This is a genomic window from Klebsiella sp. 2-CIP_Kleb. (assembly GCF_050378715.1).
In the GTDB taxonomy this organism is placed as follows: domain Bacteria; phylum Pseudomonadota; class Gammaproteobacteria; order Enterobacterales; family Enterobacteriaceae; genus Klebsiella; species Klebsiella quasipneumoniae.
The window spans coordinates 814,811-832,475 of sequence record NZ_JBNRLG010000001.1 but is presented as its reverse complement, the minus strand read 5'-3'; the positions used below and the strand labels follow the sequence as shown (position 1 = coordinate 832,475).

Sequence of the window (17,665 nt, the reverse complement as noted above, 5' to 3'; positions counted from 1 at the left end):
ATCCTGAATGCAGCAAGATAGGCGATATTTGGTCCTATGCCAGCTGAACCGGATATACATGCTTATTTACTCCAGGCGTTAATATCTGTTGCTGAGAATCCTTCTCTCTTTATCGAGCTTCTTTCAACTGTATTTAAGATTTACCGGGCGATGTCGGGATGCGCTGGCATGCAAAGCAAGCGATAGATCCATGCAAGATCTCTGTCACAGACTTATTCAATATATTAGCCATTCAATATCATGCCCGGCGTCGACGTTTGGTCGGCATTTTCTGTTGCCGCAAAAGGCGAGGTGATGGTCGATGATGTCCTCGCTGGGGAAGAGATGTGCTCATCTTCCAGGCATCTCAGGCGGATAACAGCCAGCGCTTTCGTGCGGTTAAAAAGGGCGGCATTTTAATGTTGTGTAGCAAAATGCGCCCTTTCATCTGATGGCCTGGTGTGTTTTTGCGGTTAACCAGAAAAATAGCAGGGGATTTTTTTCAAAATACTTTTTTGTACGGCTTAACAGAGACCTGGCGGTAGACGCCAGCTGCAATGTACGGATCGTCATTGGCCCAGGCCTGAGCCGCTTCCAGCGATTCAAACTCAGCGATTACCGTTGAGCCGCTGAATCCAGCTGCGCCCGGTTCGTTGCTGTCAACGGCCGGCATTGGTCCGGCGGTAAGCAACCGACCTTCATCATGTAAAAGTTGTAGACGCGCAAGATGCGCGGGGCGAACCGAGAGCCGCTTTTCCAGAGAGTCGGCGATATCTTCAGCGTAGATAACGTAAAGCACGGCAAAGCTCCTTATCAATAAACAGGCGAATTACGTTAAGTTAAACGACGATGGACTGCAATGCAAAGATGCGCCCCGGCGCCGAATGCCCTGCCGACGCGGCTTTTTTCCGCAAATGCTGGCAAAAATTGACTCAGGTTAAGACGGCTTATTGAATATGATTGCTATTTGCATTTAAAATCGGAGCATCATTTTTCAACAGAAACGACTATGAGCGCAATGACCCTTGATTTACCTCGCCGCTTCCCGTGGCCAACGCTGCTGTCCGTGGCTATCCACGGTGCCGTTGTGGCGGGGCTGCTTTATACCTCGGTACATCAGGTTATTGAACAGCCTTCCCCGACGCAGCCGATAGAGATCACCATGGTGGCGCCGGCCGATCTTGAGCCGCCCCCGGCGGCGCAACCCGTCGTGCAGCCCGTTGTTGAACCCGAACCAGAGCCGGAACCTGAGGTGGTCCCTGAGCCGCCGAAAGAGGCGCCGGTGGTGATCCATAAACCAGAACCTAAGCCGAAGCCCAAACCTAAACCGAAGCCCAAGCCGGAGAAAAAGGTTGAGCAGCCTAAGCGGGACGTCAAGCCGGCAGCGGAGCCGCGTCCGGCTTCACCGTTTGAAAACAACAATACGACGCCAGCGCGCACCGCGCCGAGCACCTCCACCGCAGCGGCCAAACCCACCGTCACTGCCCCGAGCGGCCCGCGGGCCATCAGCCGTGTCCAGCCGACCTATCCGGCGCGCGCTCAGGCGCTGCGCATTGAAGGGACGGTGCGGGTGAAGTTTGACGTTACGCCAGATGGCCGAATTGATAATTTGCAGATCCTCTCCGCCCAGCCGGCGAATATGTTCGAGCGCGAGGTGAAAAGCGCGATGCGCAGATGGCGTTACGAGCAGGCAAGACCGGGAACCGGCGTGACGATGACCATTAAATTCCGCCTCAACGGCGTCGAGATTAACTGATAATGCAGGGCGGCGGACCGGTGAGGTCCGCCGTAAACCTTGTCTAACGCGTTTTTTCCATCAGGACATCGTCCAGCGCCTGCTGGACTGTCACCAGGTGCTGGCCACCGAACAATATCGCCCGGTTCAGCAGGGTATAAAGCTGGTAAATCGGCTGACGCTCGAGAAAACCAGCCGGTAGCGGCGAGACGGACTGATAGCCGTCATAGATCTGCGGGGGTTGTTCCGGGTGCATCGGCAGCATTGCTAAATCACACTCGCGGTCGCCCCAGTAGCAGGCCGGGTCGAAGATGTAGGGGCCATCCGGCCCTAAGGCGCAGTTGCCGGACCACAGGTCCCCGTGCAGCAGCGAAGGTTGCGGCTGATGGTTGGCCAGCCGCTGCTGTACCACATCGACTAAGGTATCGATATCGCCAAAGTGCAACCCTTTCTCCGCCGCCAGCTCCAGCTGCCAGCCGATACGCTGCTCGGCAAAAAACACCGACCAGCGACGCTGCCAGGCGTTGGGCTGCGGCGTGGTGGAAAGATCGTTATCAAAATCCAGACCGAACTGCGGCTGATCGCTCCACCGATGCAGGTGGGCTAACTGCTGGCCAAGCAGGAAAGCGTTATGCGCATCCAGCGGACGGGGAGGGAGGTATTCCATGACCACGAAGCTGTAGTCGCGATCGCTGCCGACGGCAAAGACCTGCGGTACGCGAACGGTTTTGCTTCGCGACAGCAGCTCCAGCTGATCGGCCTCGGCGGTGAAGATAGGCAGGAGTTCCCGTTCGTCGCATTTCACGAAGTAATCTTTGCCGCCGAAGCGCAAATGCCAGGCGGAATGGATCTCTCCGCCGGGCAGCTCGGTTTTCAGTTCGATTTCAGCGTCTTCGGTATGCCAATCGCGTAAAAGAGTACTGATTGCTTGCCACATGCTGTCTCTCCCCATGTTTTCCACCATATCATAAGGTTAGCGCATTACTACCGGGTAAACCTGGAACTGACGCACAACTGACGCTTTCCGTTGCGCTAAACGCATTTATTGAGCTTTTAACCACTCGGCGAATGTGCTGACGGCGATTTCTGCCGGACGGCCAAGGGCCGATTCCGCCAGGCCGGCGCTGAGAGCTTTCACTTCCTCGGCTGTTTGGGCGCTCAGCAGGCCAAAGGTATTGGTGCCCAGCTCATGGGGCGTGCCCTCTTCATCATTGAGCGTTAGTACAAACCCGGCACGGGTAAAATGGTTGCTGACCTCATTGATCTCCGTCAGCACCTGCTCATGGAAGGTTACGCTGACGACCCAGGCGGTAATTTCATTGCTCATCTCGACACCCCGTTGTTATGTATGGCCTTTCCAGCATAGACCATCCTGCAAATCTCGCGGCTCCCCTCCGCCGGCGCGGAGGGGCAGGGGAAATCAACGTCCGCAGAGATAATCGTAGATTTTTTGCGTATTGGCCTGCGAACAGAGGCGGGTACCCTGGTTGATGGTCGCGGCACTACCGGCGGCGACGCCAAAGCGTACCATGTCTTCGAGGCTGGCGTTTTCCGCCAGACGCAAGGTCATGGCGCCCACCATGCTGTCGCCGGCGCCGACGGTGCTCTGGCTTTTCATTGGCGGCGGCACCACCTGAACGCTGCCGCTGGCGTCAACCCCTAACGCCCCCTGCGGACCGAGGGAGACCACCACCCGGCGCACTTTACCGGACTGGATCAACGACTGAGCGGCAAGGCGGACGTCATCAGGCTGGCTCAGATCGCGCTGCACGAGGGCGCTGAGCTCTTTCTGGTTTGGCTTCACTAATTCAATATTGCCGACGTCCAGCGCGGCGGCCAGCGCATCGCCGGAGCTGTCGATAATGCAACGCAGGCCTTGCTGTTGCGCATTTTTAACCAGCTGCATCAGATTTTCGACGCTGATACCTGGCGGCAGGCTGCCGCTGATCACCAGCAGTGAGCCGGGGTCGATGGTCAGGACTTTTTCTTCCAGGCGGCGGAATTCATCGTCTGTCAGCGCGGCGCCGGGCATCACAAAGCGATACTGTTCGCCGCTGGCGGCCACGTGAACGTGCAGGTTCTGTCGCGTCCAGTCGCGGGTTTCGACGGTCTCGATCGGCACCTGCTCATCGGCCAGCAGGGCGGCAAGGTGCTCGCCGGTGGCGCCGCCAATCGGGAAAATGGCGGTGGCTTTGCCGCCGAGAAAGGTCACGGCGCGGGCGACGTTGATCCCGCCGCCGCCGGGTTCAAATACCGGCGCGCTGCAGCGGAGTTTCCCTTCCGGGTAGATCTGCGGGGTCTGGGTGGCGCTATCCAGCGAGGGGGCCAGCGTGAGCGTATAAATTTTGGTCATTCCTTCTCCTCCTTAATACGGCGACTGTGCTTTATTTAAGCATGGCACGATGATTCAGGGAGGGAAAGTGCTGTCCCTGAGGGATTTGCAAAGAAGCCTGTATTTTCATTATGAAATAAAGATTGTTTCCGGAGCTGTCTTATTCAAAAAACGAAAGAGTAAGTGATTGCTATGTTATTCGTGCTTTTTTATAATTTGCTACCTTTCTTAGGACCTGCACTCCGCGATCCTCGCGAAAGTTTCCGGGACCCACAGGTCTCTTTTATGTTGTACGGACGCTAAATTCAATGAGCCGGCATGGTTAGGCCTGTTCATCATTTGTACTGTCCTAAAAAAATGTATTTTAGAGAGTTATAATGAAGCTTTTAAAGACAGTACCCGCAGCGGTCATGCTGGCGGGGGGGCTTTTTGCGTCTGTTGGCGCAATGGCCGATGATTCTGTATTTACCGTCATGGATGACCCTTCCGCTGCCAAAAAACCGTTCGAAGGGGTGGTCAACGCAGGTTACCTGGCGCAGTCCGGCAACACCAAGAACTCCTCAATGACGGCTGATTCCACCCTGACCTGGTATGGCAACACCACCGCCTGGTCCCTGTGGGGCAACGCCAGCAACACCTCGTCCAACGATGAGCGCTCCTCAGAGAAATATGCAGTCGGTGGTCGTAGTCGCTATAACCTGACCGATATGAACTACGTCTTTGGGCAGGGCAGTTGGCTAACCGACCGTTATAACGGCTATCAGCAGCGCGATGTCCTGACGGCGGGCTATGGTCGTCAAATCCTCAACGGACCGGTGCACAGCCTGCGGTTTGAATTTGGTCCTGGCGTCCGCTATGACGAATACACCGACGGGGATACCGACACTCAACCGCTGGGCTACGCCTCCGGAACCTGGGCCTGGCAGATGACCGATAACGCCAAATTTACCCAAGGGGTATCGGTATTTGGCGCCGAGGACACCACGGTCAACTCAGAGAGTGCGTTAAACGTGGCGATTAACGCCCACTTTGCGTTGAAAGTGGCGTACAACGTCACCTGGAACTCGGAGCCGCCGGCGTCTGCGCCGGAGCATACCGATCGCCGGACCTCGCTCTCCCTCGGGTATAAAATGTAATATTTTCAGGCCGGGTTTCCCGGCCTGATCGTTTTAGATTTAGCAATAAGTGACATTATTTTTTCTGGCAATTCGTTTTAGTTTTTATAAAAAGAAACTGGCCTCCATTTTTTCTCCATTATTCTCCATTTGCTGACAAATATTCATTCTATTTGACACGAAAAGCTAAATATTCGACGGACAAATATGTGATCTGGATCTATACTAACAGCCACTGACCGAATGGAGACATTGTTCGGTCCGTCTTCCGTAATAAGAGAATAAACATCATGAAAAAAAGCCAATTTACCATCGCAGCCCTGGCGCTGTGCGTGCTTTCCTTTGGCGCATCGGCCGCCACGCCAGTTCCGCCGTCGGGTAACCAGGACCATACGCAGGTAGGTATCGCCAAAGCTACCGACGTTGAGGCCGGATCGAATATTGCCCCCGGTTCCCGTAGCACCGGACAATCCATGAGCGATGCCTTTAATGTGCATACGCTGGTGGCAGGCGAGTGGTCTTAATATCGCAGGCTACTGCTTCACGGGCAGTCTATTAAGCCGGGTAAAGTGGTACCGGTTTAACGACCCGCGCTAAACATCACGCAGGCAATATCAACGCGTCTCTTTTAGTTTGTCCGCATAATATCGTCCGGCTTCGCTGGTGATTATTATCGCCCCTTCCTGGCGGATATTCTGCTTTTATCCGCGCCGCTCTTGTTTTCTCCGCATTCCGCCATCATTTATGCTATTGCGGCTTTAATCACGTACCAATGATGTGTAAACTACTCCCCGGTGTTATCAGCAGGCGGCAGCAGGCGGGAACGATCGCTCCGGTCGTGCTCCTCTTTTCGCAGAGTGAAGCGGGAACTGCGCCTTAACCTGGTGATAATTATGATTATATTGTTTTGTATGTGCTCTTTCGTGTGGGGCACCACTGCAAATAAGGACATAAAATGCCTGTAATTACGCTTCCTGATGGCAGCCAACGCCATTTTGATCACGCCGTCAGCCCGATGGACGTCGCGCTGGATATCGGCCCAGGCCTGGCGAAAGCCACCATCGCCGGGCGGGTAAACGGTGAACTGGTAGACGCCTGCGACCCGATCGAAACCGATTCCACCCTCTCTATTATCACGGCTAAAGATGAAGAAGGGCTGGAGATCATTCGTCACTCCTGCGCGCACCTGTTAGGCCATGCTATCAAACAGCTGTGGCCCAACACCAAAATGGCTATCGGTCCGGTTGTTGATAATGGCTTCTACTATGACGTAGACCTCGACCACACCCTGACTCAGGAAGATATCGACGCGCTCGAAAAACGTATGCATGAGCTCGCCGAGAAAAACTACGATGTCATCAAGAAGAAAGTGAGCTGGCACGAAGCGCGTGAAACCTTCGTGAAGCGCGGCGAAAGCTATAAAGTTTCTATTCTTGACGAAAACATTGCTCATGATGACAAGCCTGGCCTGTATCATCATGAAGAATATATCGATATGTGCCGCGGTCCGCACGTGCCGAACATGCGCTTCTGCCATCACTTCAAGCTGATGAAAACCGCCGGTGCCTACTGGCGCGGCGACAGCAACAACAAGATGCTGCAGCGTATCTACGGTACCGCGTGGGCCGATAAAAAAGCGCTGAATGCTTATCTGCAGCGTCTGGAAGAAGCCGCGAAGCGCGACCACCGTAAAATCGGTAAGCAGCTCGACCTGTATCACATGCAGGAAGAAGCGCCGGGCATGGTCTTCTGGCACAACGACGGCTGGACTATCTTCCGTGAACTGGAAACCTTTGTCCGTTCGAAACTGAAAGAGTATCAGTACCAGGAAGTCAAAGGGCCGTTCATGATGGACCGCGTGCTGTGGGAAAAAACCGGCCACTGGGACAACTACAAAGATGCGATGTTCACCACCTCTTCTGAGAACCGTGAATACTGCATTAAGCCGATGAACTGTCCGGGCCACGTGCAGATCTTCAACCAGGGGCTGAAATCCTACCGTGACCTGCCGCTGCGTATGGCGGAGTTCGGTAGCTGCCACCGCAACGAGCCGTCAGGTGCCCTGCACGGTCTGATGCGCGTTCGTGGCTTTACCCAGGATGATGCGCATATCTTCTGTACTGAAGATCAGGTTCGCGATGAAGTGAACGCCTGTATTCGTATGGTCTACGATATGTACAGCACCTTTGGCTTCGAGAAGATCGTTGTCAAACTGTCGACTCGCCCGGAAAAACGTATCGGCAGCGACGAGACCTGGGATCGCGCGGAAGCGGATCTGGCGGTGGCGCTGGAAGAAAATAATATCCCATTTGAATATCAACTGGGTGAAGGGGCGTTCTACGGCCCGAAAATTGAATTTACCCTGTATGACTGCCTCGATCGTGCATGGCAGTGCGGTACGGTACAGCTGGACTTCTCTCTGCCGCAGCGTTTAAGCGCCTCCTATGTGGGCGAAAACAACGAGCGTCAGGTGCCGGTCATGATCCACCGTGCGATTCTCGGTTCTCTGGAGCGCTTCATTGGCATCCTGACCGAAGAGTTCGCTGGCTTCTTCCCAACCTGGATTGCGCCAGTGCAGGTGGTGGTCATGAATATCACCGATTCTCAGGCTGAATACGTTAACGAATTGACGCGTAAACTACAAAATGCGGGCATTCGTGTAAAAGCAGACTTGAGAAATGAGAAGATTGGCTTTAAAATCCGCGAGCACACTTTACGTCGTGTCCCGTATATGTTGGTCTGTGGCGACAAAGAAGTCGAAGCCGGCAAAGTGGCCGTGCGCACCCGTCGCGGGAAAGACCTCGGCAGCATGGACGTAAATGAAGTGATCGAGAAGCTGCAACAAGAGATTCGCAGCCGCAGTCTTCAACAACTGGAGGAATAAGGTATTAAAGGCGGAAAACGAGTTCAAACGGCACGTCCGAATCGTATCAATGGCGAGATTCGCGCCCAGGAAGTTCGCTTAACAGGTCTGGAAGGTGAGCAGCTGGGTATTGTGAGTCTGAGAGAAGCTATCGAAAAGGCTGAAGAGGCTGGAGTAGATTTAGTTGAAATCAGCCCTAACGCCGAGCCGCCAGTTTGTCGTATCATGGACTACGGCAAGTTCCTTTATGAAAAGAGTAAGTCTTCTAAGGAACAGAAGAAGAAGCAGAAAGTTATCCAGGTTAAGGAAATTAAATTCCGCCCTGGTACTGATGAAGGTGACTATCAGGTAAAACTCCGCAGCCTGATTCGCTTTCTCGAAGATGGCGATAAGGCCAAGATCACGCTGCGTTTCCGCGGTCGTGAGATGGCCCACCAGCAGATCGGTATGGAAGTGCTTAACCGCGTGAAAGACGATCTGGTTGAACTGGCAGTAGTCGAATCCTTCCCAACGAAGATCGAAGGCCGCCAGATGATCATGGTGCTCGCTCCTAAGAAGAAACAGTAAGGCCATCAAGAAACATTTCCGGTGGGCTTCGGCTCACTGGTTTTGTTCGCCTTTGTTTCGTTTATTAACAATGCGAAGTGGAAGTTATTAAAATGCCAAAAATTAAGACCGTACGCGGTGCTGCTAAGCGCTTCAAAAAAACCGGTAAAGGTGGTTTTAAGCACAAGCACGCTAACCTGCGTCACATTCTGACTAAAAAAGCTACCAAGCGTAAACGTCACCTGCGTCCGAAAGCCATGGTTTCCAAAGGCGATCTGGGCCTGGTTATCGCGTGCCTGCCGTACGCATAAGTCGTTAACGTTTAACTTTTTTAACTTAGAATAGATACAGGAGAGCACACATGGCTCGCGTAAAACGTGGTGTAATTGCACGTGCACGTCACAAGAAAATTTTGAAACAAGCTAAAGGCTACTACGGTGCGCGTTCTCGCGTATACCGCGTTGCCTTCCAGGCTGTTATCAAAGCTGGTCAGTACGCTTACCGTGACCGTCGTCAACGTAAACGTCAGTTCCGTCAACTGTGGATTGCACGTATCAACGCAGCAGCACGTCAGAACGGTATTTCTTACAGCAAATTCATCAATGGCCTGAAAAAAGCCTCTGTTGAAATCGACCGTAAGATCCTGGCTGACATCGCCGTATTCGACAAAGTAGCGTTCACCGCTCTGGTCGAAAAAGCGAAAGCAGCTCTGGCATAAGCCAGTTGAAAGAGGGAGCTTGTCTCCCTCTTTTCGTTTCAACACCATCAATACATTGACTTTTATCGGCGCAGGCTTTTCAATACAGGTCTGACGTTTCTTACCAGACAAGGTAATGCAAGCATGAATGCTGCTATTTTCCGCTTCTTTTTTTACTTTAGCACCTGAACTCAGGAGGCTAGCGCGTGAAAGAAGAAACGGAAAACAGCGCCAGAAAGCCTCCCCTGTGGAGGCTTTTTTCGTATATGGATTCGGAATATTAATTTCACTATAACCGGTGTCTGCACCGACATAATGAGGAAAACCATGTCACATCTCGCAGAGCTGGTTGCCAGTGCCAAGGCAGCCATTAACGAGGCATCAGATGTTGCTGCGCTGGACAACGTCCGCGTGGAATACCTGGGTAAGAAAGGGCATCTGACCCTGCAAATGACCACCCTGCGTGAGTTGCCGCCGGAAGAGCGTCCGGCAGCCGGTGCGGTCATCAACGAAGCGAAAGAGCAGGTACAGCAGGCGCTGAATGCGCGCAAAGCCGAACTGGAAGGGGCGGCGCTGAATGCTCGTCTGGCTGCAGAGACCATCGACGTCTCGCTGCCGGGTCGCCGCATTGAAAATGGCGGCTTGCATCCGGTCACCCGCACCATCGACCGTATTGAAAGTTTCTTCGGTGAGCTCGGCTTTACCGTGGCGACGGGCCCGGAAATCGAAGACGATTACCACAACTTCGATGCGCTGAATATCCCGGGTCACCATCCGGCGCGCGCTGACCACGACACTTTCTGGTTCGATGCCACTCGCCTGCTGCGCACCCAGACCTCCGGCGTGCAGATCCGCACCATGGAAAACCAGCAGCCGCCGATCCGTATTATCGCGCCGGGACGTGTCTATCGTAACGACTACGATCAGACCCACACCCCGATGTTCCACCAGATGGAAGGTCTGATCGTTGATAAAAACATCAGCTTCACCAACCTGAAAGGAACCCTGCACGATTTCCTGAACAACTTCTTTGAAGAAGATCTGCAGGTACGCTTCCGTCCGTCTTACTTCCCCTTCACCGAACCGTCCGCGGAAGTCGACGTGATGGGTAAAAACGGCAAATGGCTGGAAGTGCTGGGCTGCGGGATGGTGCACCCGAACGTGCTGCGCAACGTGGGTATCGATCCGGAAGTGTATTCCGGCTTCGCCTTTGGCATGGGCATGGAGCGTCTGACCATGCTGCGCTATGGCGTCACCGATCTGCGCGCGTTCTTCGAAAACGATCTGCGTTTCCTCAAACAGTTTAAATAAGGGCAGGACAGAACAATGAAATTCAGTGAACTGTGGTTACGCGAGTGGGTTAACCCGGCGATCGACAGCGAAGCGCTTTCCGATCAGATCACCATGGCGGGCCTTGAAGTGGACGGCGTTGAGCCGGTTGCCGGCAGCTTCAACGGCGTCGTTGTTGGTGAAGTCGTGGAGTGCGGTCAGCACCCGAACGCTGACAAACTGCGCGTCACTAAAGTCAACGTCGGCGGCGAACGCCTACTGGACATCGTCTGCGGCGCGCCAAACTGCCGTCAGGGGCTGAAAGTCGCCGTGGCGACCATCGGCGCCGTGCTGCCGGGCGATTTTAAAATCAAGGCTGCGAAGCTGCGCGGCGAACCGTCAGAGGGGATGCTGTGCTCCTTCTCCGAGCTGGGCATTTCCGACGATCATAGCGGAATTATCGAGCTGCCGGCGGATGCGCCGATCGGTACCGATATTCGCGAATACCTTAAGCTAGACGATAACACCATCGAGATCAGCGTCACCCCGAACCGCGCCGACTGCCTGGGCATCATCGGCGTCGCGCGCGACGTGGCCGTGCTGAACAAGGCGCCGCTGAACGCGCCGGAAATCACCCCGGTTGCCGCCACCATTGACGATGTGCTGCCGATTCAGGTTGACGCCCCGCAGGCGTGCCCGCGCTATCTGGGCCGCGTGGTGAAAGGCATCAACGTCAAAGCGCCGACGCCGCTGTGGATGAAAGAGAAACTGCGCCGCTGCGGGATCCGCTCCATCGACGCGGTGGTTGACGTGACCAACTATGTGCTGCTTGAGCTGGGCCAGCCGATGCACGCCTTTGACCGCGACCGTATCGAAGGCGGGATCGTGGTGCGTATGGCGAAAGAGGGCGAAACCCTGGTCCTGCTTGATGGCTCCGAAGCGAAGCTCGACAGCGATACCCTGGTCATTGCTGACCACAACAAAGCGCTGGCAATGGGCGGGATCTTCGGCGGGGAGCACTCCGGCGTTAACGACGAAACCCAGAACGTGCTGCTGGAGTGTGCCTTCTTCAGCCCGCTGTCTATCACCGGCCGCGCGCGCCGTCACGGCCTGCACACCGATGCCTCTCATCGCTATGAGCGCGGCGTCGATCCGGCCCTGCAGTATAAAGCGCTGGAGCGCGCCACGCGTCTGCTGATCGACCTCTGCGGCGGCGAAGCCGGCCCGGTGATCGACGTGACCAACGAAGAGACTCTGCCAAAACGCGCCACCATCACTCTGCGTCGTAGCAAACTGGATCGCCTGATTGGCCACCATATCGACGACGCGCAGGTCACCGACATTCTGCAGCGCCTCGGCTGCGAAGTGACGGTGGGCGAAGGCGAATGGCAGGCGGTGGCCCCGAGCTGGCGTTTCGACATGGAGATCGAAGAGGATCTGGTCGAGGAAGTGGCTCGCGTTTATGGCTACAACAACATTCCTGATGAGCCGGTGCAGGCGGGTCTGATCATGGGTACCCACCGTGAAGCCGATCTGTCGCTGAAGCGCGTGAAAACGCTGCTGAATGACAAAGGCTATCAGGAAGTGATCACCTACAGCTTCGTCGACCCGAAAGTCCAGCAGCTGATCCACGCGGGTGAAGAGGCGCTGATTCTGCCAAGCCCGATCTCCAGCGAAATGTCGGCGATGCGCCTGTCGCTGTGGACTGGCCTGCTGGGGACCGTGGTCTACAACCAGAACCGTCAGCAGAGCCGGGTACGCATCTTTGAGAGTGGTCTGCGCTTTGTGCCGGACACCAATGCGCCGCTGGGCATTCGTCAGGATGTGATGCTGGCCGGGGCCATCTGCGGCAACCGCTACGAAGAGCACTGGACACTGGCGAAAGAGACGGTCGATTTCTATGATCTGAAAGGCGATCTGGAAGCCGTTCTGGATTTAACCGGAAAATTAGCGGATATCGAATTCCGTGCTGAAGCGACCACCGCGCTGCATCCGGGGCAATCCGCAGCGATTTATCTTAAAGGTGAACGCATTGGTTTCATTGGGGTTGTTCATCCTGAGCTGGAACGTAAACTGGATCTGAACGGTCGCACTCTGGTGTTTGAACTGGAGTGGAACAAGCTCGCAGACCGCGTGGTGCCTCAGGCGCGCGATATTTCCCGCTTCCCGGCGAACCGTCGCGACATCGCGGTGCTGGTCGCGGAAAACGTGGCTGCCGCCGATGTTTTAGCCGAATGTAAGAAAGTTGGCGTAAATCAGGTAGTTGGCGTAAACTTATTTGACGTGTACCGTGGTAAAGGTGTGGCGGAAGGGTATAAGAGCCTTGCGATTAGCCTGATCCTGCAGGATACCAGCCGTACACTCGAAGAAGAGGAGATTGCCGCTACCGTTGCCAGATGTGTAGAGGCATTAAAAGAGCGATTCCAGGCATCATTGAGGGATTGAACCTATGGCGCTTACAAAAGCTGAAATGTCAGAATATCTGTTTGATAAGCTTGGGCTTAGCAAGCGGGATGCCAAAGAACTGGTCGAGTTGTTTTTCGAAGAGATCCGTCGTGCTCTGGAAAACGGAGAACAGGTCAAACTCTCCGGGTTCGGCAACTTCGATTTGCGGGATAAAAACCAACGCCCGGGACGTAACCCGAAGACGGGGGAGGATATTCCCATTACAGCCCGGCGCGTGGTGACCTTCAGACCCGGTCAGAAGCTGAAAAGCCGTGTCGAAAACGCGTCGCCTAAAGACAAATAATCTGAACTAATTAAAAAGGCCGCATCGCGGCCTTTTTCTTTTCTGTCGAAACTTACGCTTTAACGGCAGTGAGCATGATCTCCACCAGGATTTCTGGTCGCGCCATCTCCGCCTGCACGGCCGCTCGCGCCGGGCTATGGCCGTCCGGCATCCACTCCACCCACGCCTCATTGAACGCAGCAAAGTCACGTTCGATATTTTTCAGCCAGATCTGCGCGGAGAGAATGTGCCGCTTATCGCTCCCGGACTCCGCCAGCAGGGCGTCGATCTTCTCCAGCACTTCGCGGGTCTGCAAGGTGATCTCCTCCTCGTTGCTTTTCGGCGTCTGTCCGGAGAGGAACAGCAGATTGCCATACTCAACGCTGGCGGAAAGACGAGGTTGTGGATGATTGCGAATAATTGTCATGCGGTTTGTTTCCATGTGAGACCTTCTAAAGAAATGTCTGGCATCTGATTGTCGATTAACGCGCCCAGCACCACCGCGCTGCCGGCGGCGAGGGTAAAGCCGAGGCTTCCCTGGCCGAGGTTCATCCACAGGTTGGGGTAGCCGGCGCGTCCCAGCAGCGGTGGGCCGGCTGGCGTTGAGGGGCGCATGCCGGTCCAGGCTTCGGCCTTGTCCAACCCCTCGAGTTCGGGAAAGCTACGGGCGACGATGCTCTTCAGCGCCTGAATGCGGCTTTCGCGCAGTTCGTCGCCGTCGTAGCCGATGTCCACCATCGCTGCGATGCGCAACTGCTGGCCAAGGCGGGCATAGACAATTTTGTGCCCATAGTCGGTAACGCTGATGTCCGGCGCAATGCCCGTCTGTTGGGGATAGGGAAGGGTCAGGCTATACCCCTTCAGGGCGCAGAGCGGCACGCGAACGCCCAGATGTCCCAGCAGCGGGCCGCTGCCGTTTCCGGCGGCGACGACATACTCATCGCCGGTGATGCTCCCGCGGCTGGTCTCCAGGGCGCTGACGCGTCCGCCGCGCTTAGTGAGCCGCAGCACCTCACAGTGGGTCAGCAGGCTGAAGCGGCTGCTGGCGGTGAGCTTGTCGAGCAGCGCAAGGCAAAACTGATGGCAATCCGCCGTTTCATCCCCCGGCGAATAAATGCCGCCCTGTAGCGAAGGGCTGATATGTTTTAGCGCCGGCTCCAGCCGCAGGCAGGCTTCAGCATTCAGCACCTGCTGATATTGAGGATCTATCCCTTTTGCCGCTTTAGTAAAATCGTATTCCCGGCGATGGATAATTAATTTTCCGCTGCGTCGCCAGTGAAAATCGGCAAGCCTATCCTCTTCCCGCCACGACTGCATAACCTGCCGGCTGAGCAGCGACAGACGCAATATATGGTCGCCGTTTATTTTATTGGTCTGGCTATTACAGGCGCGCAGGAACTGCAGCAGCCAGCGCCACTGCTGAAAAGAGATATTGAGACGCATATTGAGCGGCGAATCGGCTTTACCCATCCATTTCATCCCCTGCAGGGGAACGCCGCTGTCGGCAAGGGGAGCGACGTAGCGGTAACTTAATTGTCCGCCGTTGGCAAAACTGGTGGCGCTGGCCGGTTCGCCATTGCGCTCCAGTAATTGCACCTGATGGCCGCGCTTAATCAGTTCCCAGGCCGTGGCCAGACCGACCACGCCGCCGCCGATAATGACAATGCGTTTGTTCATAACCCGATATATCCACCGCTGATCAATTTATCGGGTTATGTCAAAGCATTTACCCCAGCGGCGCAATTGACTTTTTATGGTCAGGGTATAACCGCAGGTTAATCTCCTTGAGCTGCTGGCGCAGGCGCTGGCAGAGAAAATCGACGAACTTTTGCGCCATCGGGCTCAGGGAAACGTCGGCCCGCCGTAACAGGCAGAGGTTAATCGCGATCGGCGGCGTAATGGGATGGATCATCTCGGGAGAAAGGTTGTGCTGGGCGGAAAAGATATCGGTAATGCTGCAGCCCATGCCGCGCTTCACGAACTCGGTGGCCATATAGTAGGTCTGGACGTTTAGCCGGGTAGTGGAAAAGTCGCGACGGGTGGCGATGGCGGCGGAGAGCGAGTGCGGCCCCGGCGAGATCCACCGCTGCTGGTCGATCTCGCTGATGTCCACCGCACCCTGACGATAATGACGGTCGATATATACCAGCGGCACTTCGGCAATCAGGGTGGTAAGGATCTCTCCCTGCTGCACCGGCTGCAGCGTCAGCGCTAAATCTATCTCGCGTAAATCCAGTTTTCTAACCAGCGTCTCGGTGTGTTCTGTGGTGAGCGTCATTACCAGGTTGCTGTTTTGTTGATAAAAATCGGTCACCAGCTCCGGTACCAGGCTTAACCCCAGGCTCGGCAGGCAGCCTAAGGTGATTTTGGCACGCGGATCGCGGGCCAGGTTATCGGCCAGCAGGCGCAGGTTATCGAGGTCCTGATAAATAGTCTGCGCTTTTTCGAAAAGTGTGATCGCCTCGCTGGTCGGCAGCAGCTTGCCGCGCACCCGCTGAAAGAGGGTAAAGCCCAGCTTCAGCTCGGCGCTTTTTAACGCTTTGCTGGCCGCTGGCTGGGAGATATTGAGCGATTCCGCCGCCCGCGACAGAGAGCCGCAGGTCATGACGGCATAGAAGATTTCCAGATGACGCAGTTTCATGAACAGTTAACTCAGGGTTATAGCCTACCGATAAAAAGTCATTTTCTACTAACACTAAGTTAACATAAATTTAATCACCAATCAGCGCATTGGTTACATATTGTGCTGCTGGCCCCGCCTGATGGCGGAATAAAACGCTCTCAGAATCGTTTCCTTTGTACCCCACCAGACCCTCAGGCCGCGGCCAATAATGAAAAAGAGGGAGGATATTTTCTGAGCAGGCCCCAATACACCACCTGACCTTTACGGTCGGATTGATTGGCATTAAGGAGTGTTATGAGTGACTCAACGCTCGCAGGCAATACGCCTGTCAGACGAAATATCACGCGAAAAAACGTTATTACCGGTCTGTTATTGCTGCTGTTCGTGTTGATTGCGCTGTGGTGCCACGGTCGACCGGGCAGCGAGCTTGGCCTGCTGGGATTTACGCCGCTGGTGGCGTTAGCGATATTATCGCTGATCGGCGTCGATATTGTGCTGGCGGTCATCTCCTCGATTATTATCGCCATGATCATGACCTCAACCGGTCTGCCGGAAATGGGCGTGATGTTGGCGAAATCCACCGGGTCATTTATTGCCACCGTCGGGCTTATCATTATGCTCGGCGCCGGCGTGGGGGAGGTAGCCACCCGCACCGGCGCGGCGGTTGAGCTGGTGAAATTCGTGGTCCACCGTATTGGGCTGTCGAGCCAGACGCGGGTCAAGTTCGGCATTGTGGTGTCATCGATTTTAATTTGCGGTTCGCTGGGCACCATGGCCGGCGGCAACGCGATTATTGTCGCAGTGATTATCCCCGTAGCGGCGGCGGTACGCTTAACGCCGCCGACGGTGGCCGCGCTGTTGATGACCGCCGGTTCCGTTGGACTCTTTACCGGGCCCTTCACCCCCAGCACCGTGACGATCCTCAGCCTTGGCGGACTGAGCTATCCGGATTATCTGCTGTATGTCGGCCTGCCGATGAGCGCCGTCACCCTGTTAGCCGGCTGGATCATGGCGGGACGGATCCAGAAGATGACCGAAGGCAAACTGCGCTATGAGGTCGATCTCTCGGAAAAGCCGCAAGAGGAACTTAACGCCGCGCAGCAGCGCCGGCGTAAATTAAGCGCGCTGGCTTTCGCCGCGACCATCATCGTGATGGCGGTGGTTGGAGTGGTGATTAAAGCTGGCTTTAGCTTTGCAATTATCGTCATGCTGCTGGTGGCGCTGATGACCGGGCTGGTGGGCGGCCTGCGGCCGACGCAGATCCTGCAGGCGCTCTATCACGGCTGCGGTCGTCTGGTGTGGATGTTTATTCTCTACTGGCTGTACAACCCGATCCTTGAGCTGATGGATGGCCTGCACGCCTATCAGGGGCTGCTGGAGTATACCCAGCCGTTGCTGGAGGGGATCTCCCCGGCCTGGCTGTGCTTTAGCATCTTCGCGTTCAATATTATCGGCCATGTGCCTGGCGCGGCGGTGGCCCAGATGACCTTTACTCATAAAATCTTTGGCCCAATGCTGATGGCCGCCGGCGTGCCGCCGCAGGGGACCACCGCGGTGCTGCTGGCCTCGTCTCAGGTGGACTGGTTCGGGCCGTTCCCCTCATCTGACATGTTCGGCCAGATGGGGCTGGCACAGTCTACTCATCTGAAATACATGCTCTATAACGGCTGGGCAATCGTGGTGGCGAACATCATTCTCTTCGCGCTGCTGTTTCAGATCCTGGTGTAAAGCGGGATGGTCGACGCGGGGGAGCCTCCTCCGCGTCGACGTTTGGCTGT

19 protein-coding genes and 1 other annotated feature are annotated in these 17,665 nt (G+C 55.4%); of the genes, 12 read left to right on the top strand and 7 right to left on the bottom strand.

Annotated features, from left to right (window positions below; translation table 11 throughout):
* Nucleotides 1-481 precede the first annotated feature (481 nt).
* The gene (locus ACQUTP_RS04170) at nucleotides 482-778 is read right to left on the bottom strand and encodes a YciI family protein (protein WP_002910042.1); all 297 of its coding nucleotides are present in this window, start codon (nucleotides 776-778) and stop codon (nucleotides 482-484) included.
* 210 nt (nucleotides 779-988) lie between these two features.
* Here ACQUTP_RS04170 and tonB point away from each other — a divergent pair, with 210 nt between their 5' ends.
* Nucleotides 989-1,735: a TonB system transport protein TonB gene (gene tonB, locus ACQUTP_RS04165; RefSeq protein WP_004203153.1), complete on the top strand. Its 747-nt coding sequence runs from the start codon at nucleotides 989-991 to the stop codon at nucleotides 1,733-1,735.
* Nucleotides 1,736-1,778: 43 nt separating this feature from the next.
* Here tonB and ACQUTP_RS04160 read toward each other — a convergent pair whose 3' ends face one another.
* From ACQUTP_RS04160 to pfkB, 3 genes are all read right to left on the bottom strand, one after another.
* Entirely contained in the window at nucleotides 1,779-2,651 is an 873-nt protein-coding gene (locus tag ACQUTP_RS04160) for a fructosamine kinase family protein (RefSeq protein ID WP_004203150.1), read from the bottom strand.
* A 105-nt stretch (nucleotides 2,652-2,756) separates the two neighbouring features.
* On the bottom strand, nucleotides 2,757-3,041 hold the full coding sequence (ghoS, locus tag ACQUTP_RS04155) for a type V toxin-antitoxin system endoribonuclease antitoxin GhoS (RefSeq protein ID WP_004203147.1): 285 nt from the start codon (nucleotides 3,039-3,041) through the stop codon (nucleotides 2,757-2,759).
* 93 nt (nucleotides 3,042-3,134) lie between these two features.
* Nucleotides 3,135-4,067, bottom strand: coding sequence for a 6-phosphofructokinase II (gene pfkB / locus ACQUTP_RS04150; RefSeq protein ID WP_004203145.1), 933 nt, complete (start codon nucleotides 4,065-4,067; stop codon nucleotides 3,135-3,137).
* Between the two features lie 356 nt (nucleotides 4,068-4,423).
* Here pfkB and ACQUTP_RS04145 point away from each other — a divergent pair, with 356 nt between their 5' ends.
* The 10 genes from ACQUTP_RS04145 to ihfA all read left to right on the top strand — a co-directional run bounded on the left by ACQUTP_RS04145 (nucleotide 4,424) and on the right by ihfA (nucleotide 13,285).
* A complete protein-coding gene (locus tag ACQUTP_RS04145) occupies nucleotides 4,424-5,182 on the top strand; it encodes a DUF481 domain-containing protein (RefSeq protein ID WP_004203142.1) in 759 nt (252 codons plus the stop codon).
* Nucleotides 5,183-5,451: 269 nt separating this feature from the next.
* Nucleotides 5,452-5,685 carry a hypothetical protein gene (locus ACQUTP_RS04140; protein ID WP_004203141.1) on the top strand — a complete coding sequence of 78 codons (234 nt, stop codon included), beginning with the start codon at nucleotides 5,452-5,454 and terminating at the stop codon, nucleotides 5,683-5,685.
* Nucleotides 5,686-6,116: 431 nt separating this feature from the next.
* Nucleotides 6,117-8,045 (top strand): threonine--tRNA ligase, encoded by a 1,929-nt coding sequence (gene thrS, locus ACQUTP_RS04135; RefSeq protein ID WP_017900777.1) that lies wholly within the window; start codon nucleotides 6,117-6,119, stop codon nucleotides 8,043-8,045.
* A 3-nt stretch (nucleotides 8,046-8,048) separates the two neighbouring features.
* Entirely contained in the window at nucleotides 8,049-8,591 is a 543-nt protein-coding gene (gene infC / locus ACQUTP_RS04130; RefSeq protein WP_004189469.1) for a translation initiation factor IF-3, read from the top strand.
* 92 nt (nucleotides 8,592-8,683) lie between these two features.
* On the top strand, nucleotides 8,684-8,881 hold the full coding sequence (gene rpmI / locus ACQUTP_RS04125) for a 50S ribosomal protein L35 (protein WP_001124225.1): 198 nt from the start codon (nucleotides 8,684-8,686) through the stop codon (nucleotides 8,879-8,881).
* 50 nt (nucleotides 8,882-8,931) lie between these two features.
* Nucleotides 8,932-9,288: a 50S ribosomal protein L20 gene (rplT, locus tag ACQUTP_RS04120; RefSeq protein WP_000124850.1), complete on the top strand. Its 357-nt coding sequence runs from the start codon at nucleotides 8,932-8,934 to the stop codon at nucleotides 9,286-9,288.
* A gap of 118 nt (nucleotides 9,289-9,406) precedes the next feature.
* Nucleotides 9,407-9,531: a sequence feature (Phe leader region), on the top strand.
* Nucleotides 9,412-9,456 carry a pheST operon leader peptide PheM gene (pheM, locus tag ACQUTP_RS04115; protein ID WP_001386830.1) on the top strand — a complete coding sequence of 15 codons (45 nt, stop codon included), beginning with the start codon at nucleotides 9,412-9,414 and terminating at the stop codon, nucleotides 9,454-9,456. It overlaps the preceding feature by 45 nt.
* A 63-nt stretch (nucleotides 9,532-9,594) precedes the next feature.
* Complete coding sequence (gene pheS, locus ACQUTP_RS04110) at nucleotides 9,595-10,578, top strand: phenylalanine--tRNA ligase subunit alpha (protein ID WP_002909105.1); 984 nt, start codon at nucleotides 9,595-9,597, stop codon at nucleotides 10,576-10,578.
* Nucleotides 10,579-10,593: 15 nt separating this feature from the next.
* Nucleotides 10,594-12,981: a phenylalanine--tRNA ligase subunit beta gene (gene pheT / locus ACQUTP_RS04105; protein ID WP_017900778.1), complete on the top strand. Its 2,388-nt coding sequence runs from the start codon at nucleotides 10,594-10,596 to the stop codon at nucleotides 12,979-12,981.
* A 4-nt stretch (nucleotides 12,982-12,985) separates the two neighbouring features.
* On the top strand, nucleotides 12,986-13,285 hold the full coding sequence (gene ihfA / locus ACQUTP_RS04100) for an integration host factor subunit alpha (protein WP_002909098.1): 300 nt from the start codon (nucleotides 12,986-12,988) through the stop codon (nucleotides 13,283-13,285).
* Nucleotides 13,286-13,337: 52 nt separating this feature from the next.
* On the opposite strand, the gene ACQUTP_RS04095 is transcribed toward ihfA, so the two are convergent.
* From ACQUTP_RS04095 to ACQUTP_RS04085, 3 genes are read right to left on the bottom strand one after another with little or no spacing between them, the layout of a single operon-like run.
* Nucleotides 13,338-13,691 (bottom strand): RidA family protein, encoded by a 354-nt coding sequence (locus ACQUTP_RS04095; protein WP_004203134.1) that lies wholly within the window; start codon nucleotides 13,689-13,691, stop codon nucleotides 13,338-13,340.
* Nucleotides 13,688-14,953: a D-amino acid dehydrogenase gene (locus tag ACQUTP_RS04090; RefSeq protein ID WP_323106884.1), complete on the bottom strand. Its 1,266-nt coding sequence runs from the start codon at nucleotides 14,951-14,953 to the stop codon at nucleotides 13,688-13,690. The genes ACQUTP_RS04095 and ACQUTP_RS04090 overlap by 4 nt, the downstream gene beginning before the upstream one ends.
* Before the next feature lie 37 nt (nucleotides 14,954-14,990).
* A complete protein-coding gene (locus tag ACQUTP_RS04085; RefSeq protein WP_004203130.1) occupies nucleotides 14,991-15,905 on the bottom strand; it encodes a LysR family transcriptional regulator in 915 nt (304 codons plus the stop codon).
* Between the two features lie 276 nt (nucleotides 15,906-16,181).
* On the opposite strand from ACQUTP_RS04085, the gene ACQUTP_RS04080 reads away from it, so the two are divergent.
* Nucleotides 16,182-17,615: a gluconate:proton symporter gene (locus ACQUTP_RS04080; RefSeq protein WP_285754957.1), complete on the top strand. Its 1,434-nt coding sequence runs from the start codon at nucleotides 16,182-16,184 to the stop codon at nucleotides 17,613-17,615.
* The last annotated feature ends 50 nt before the right edge of the window (nucleotides 17,616-17,665 follow it).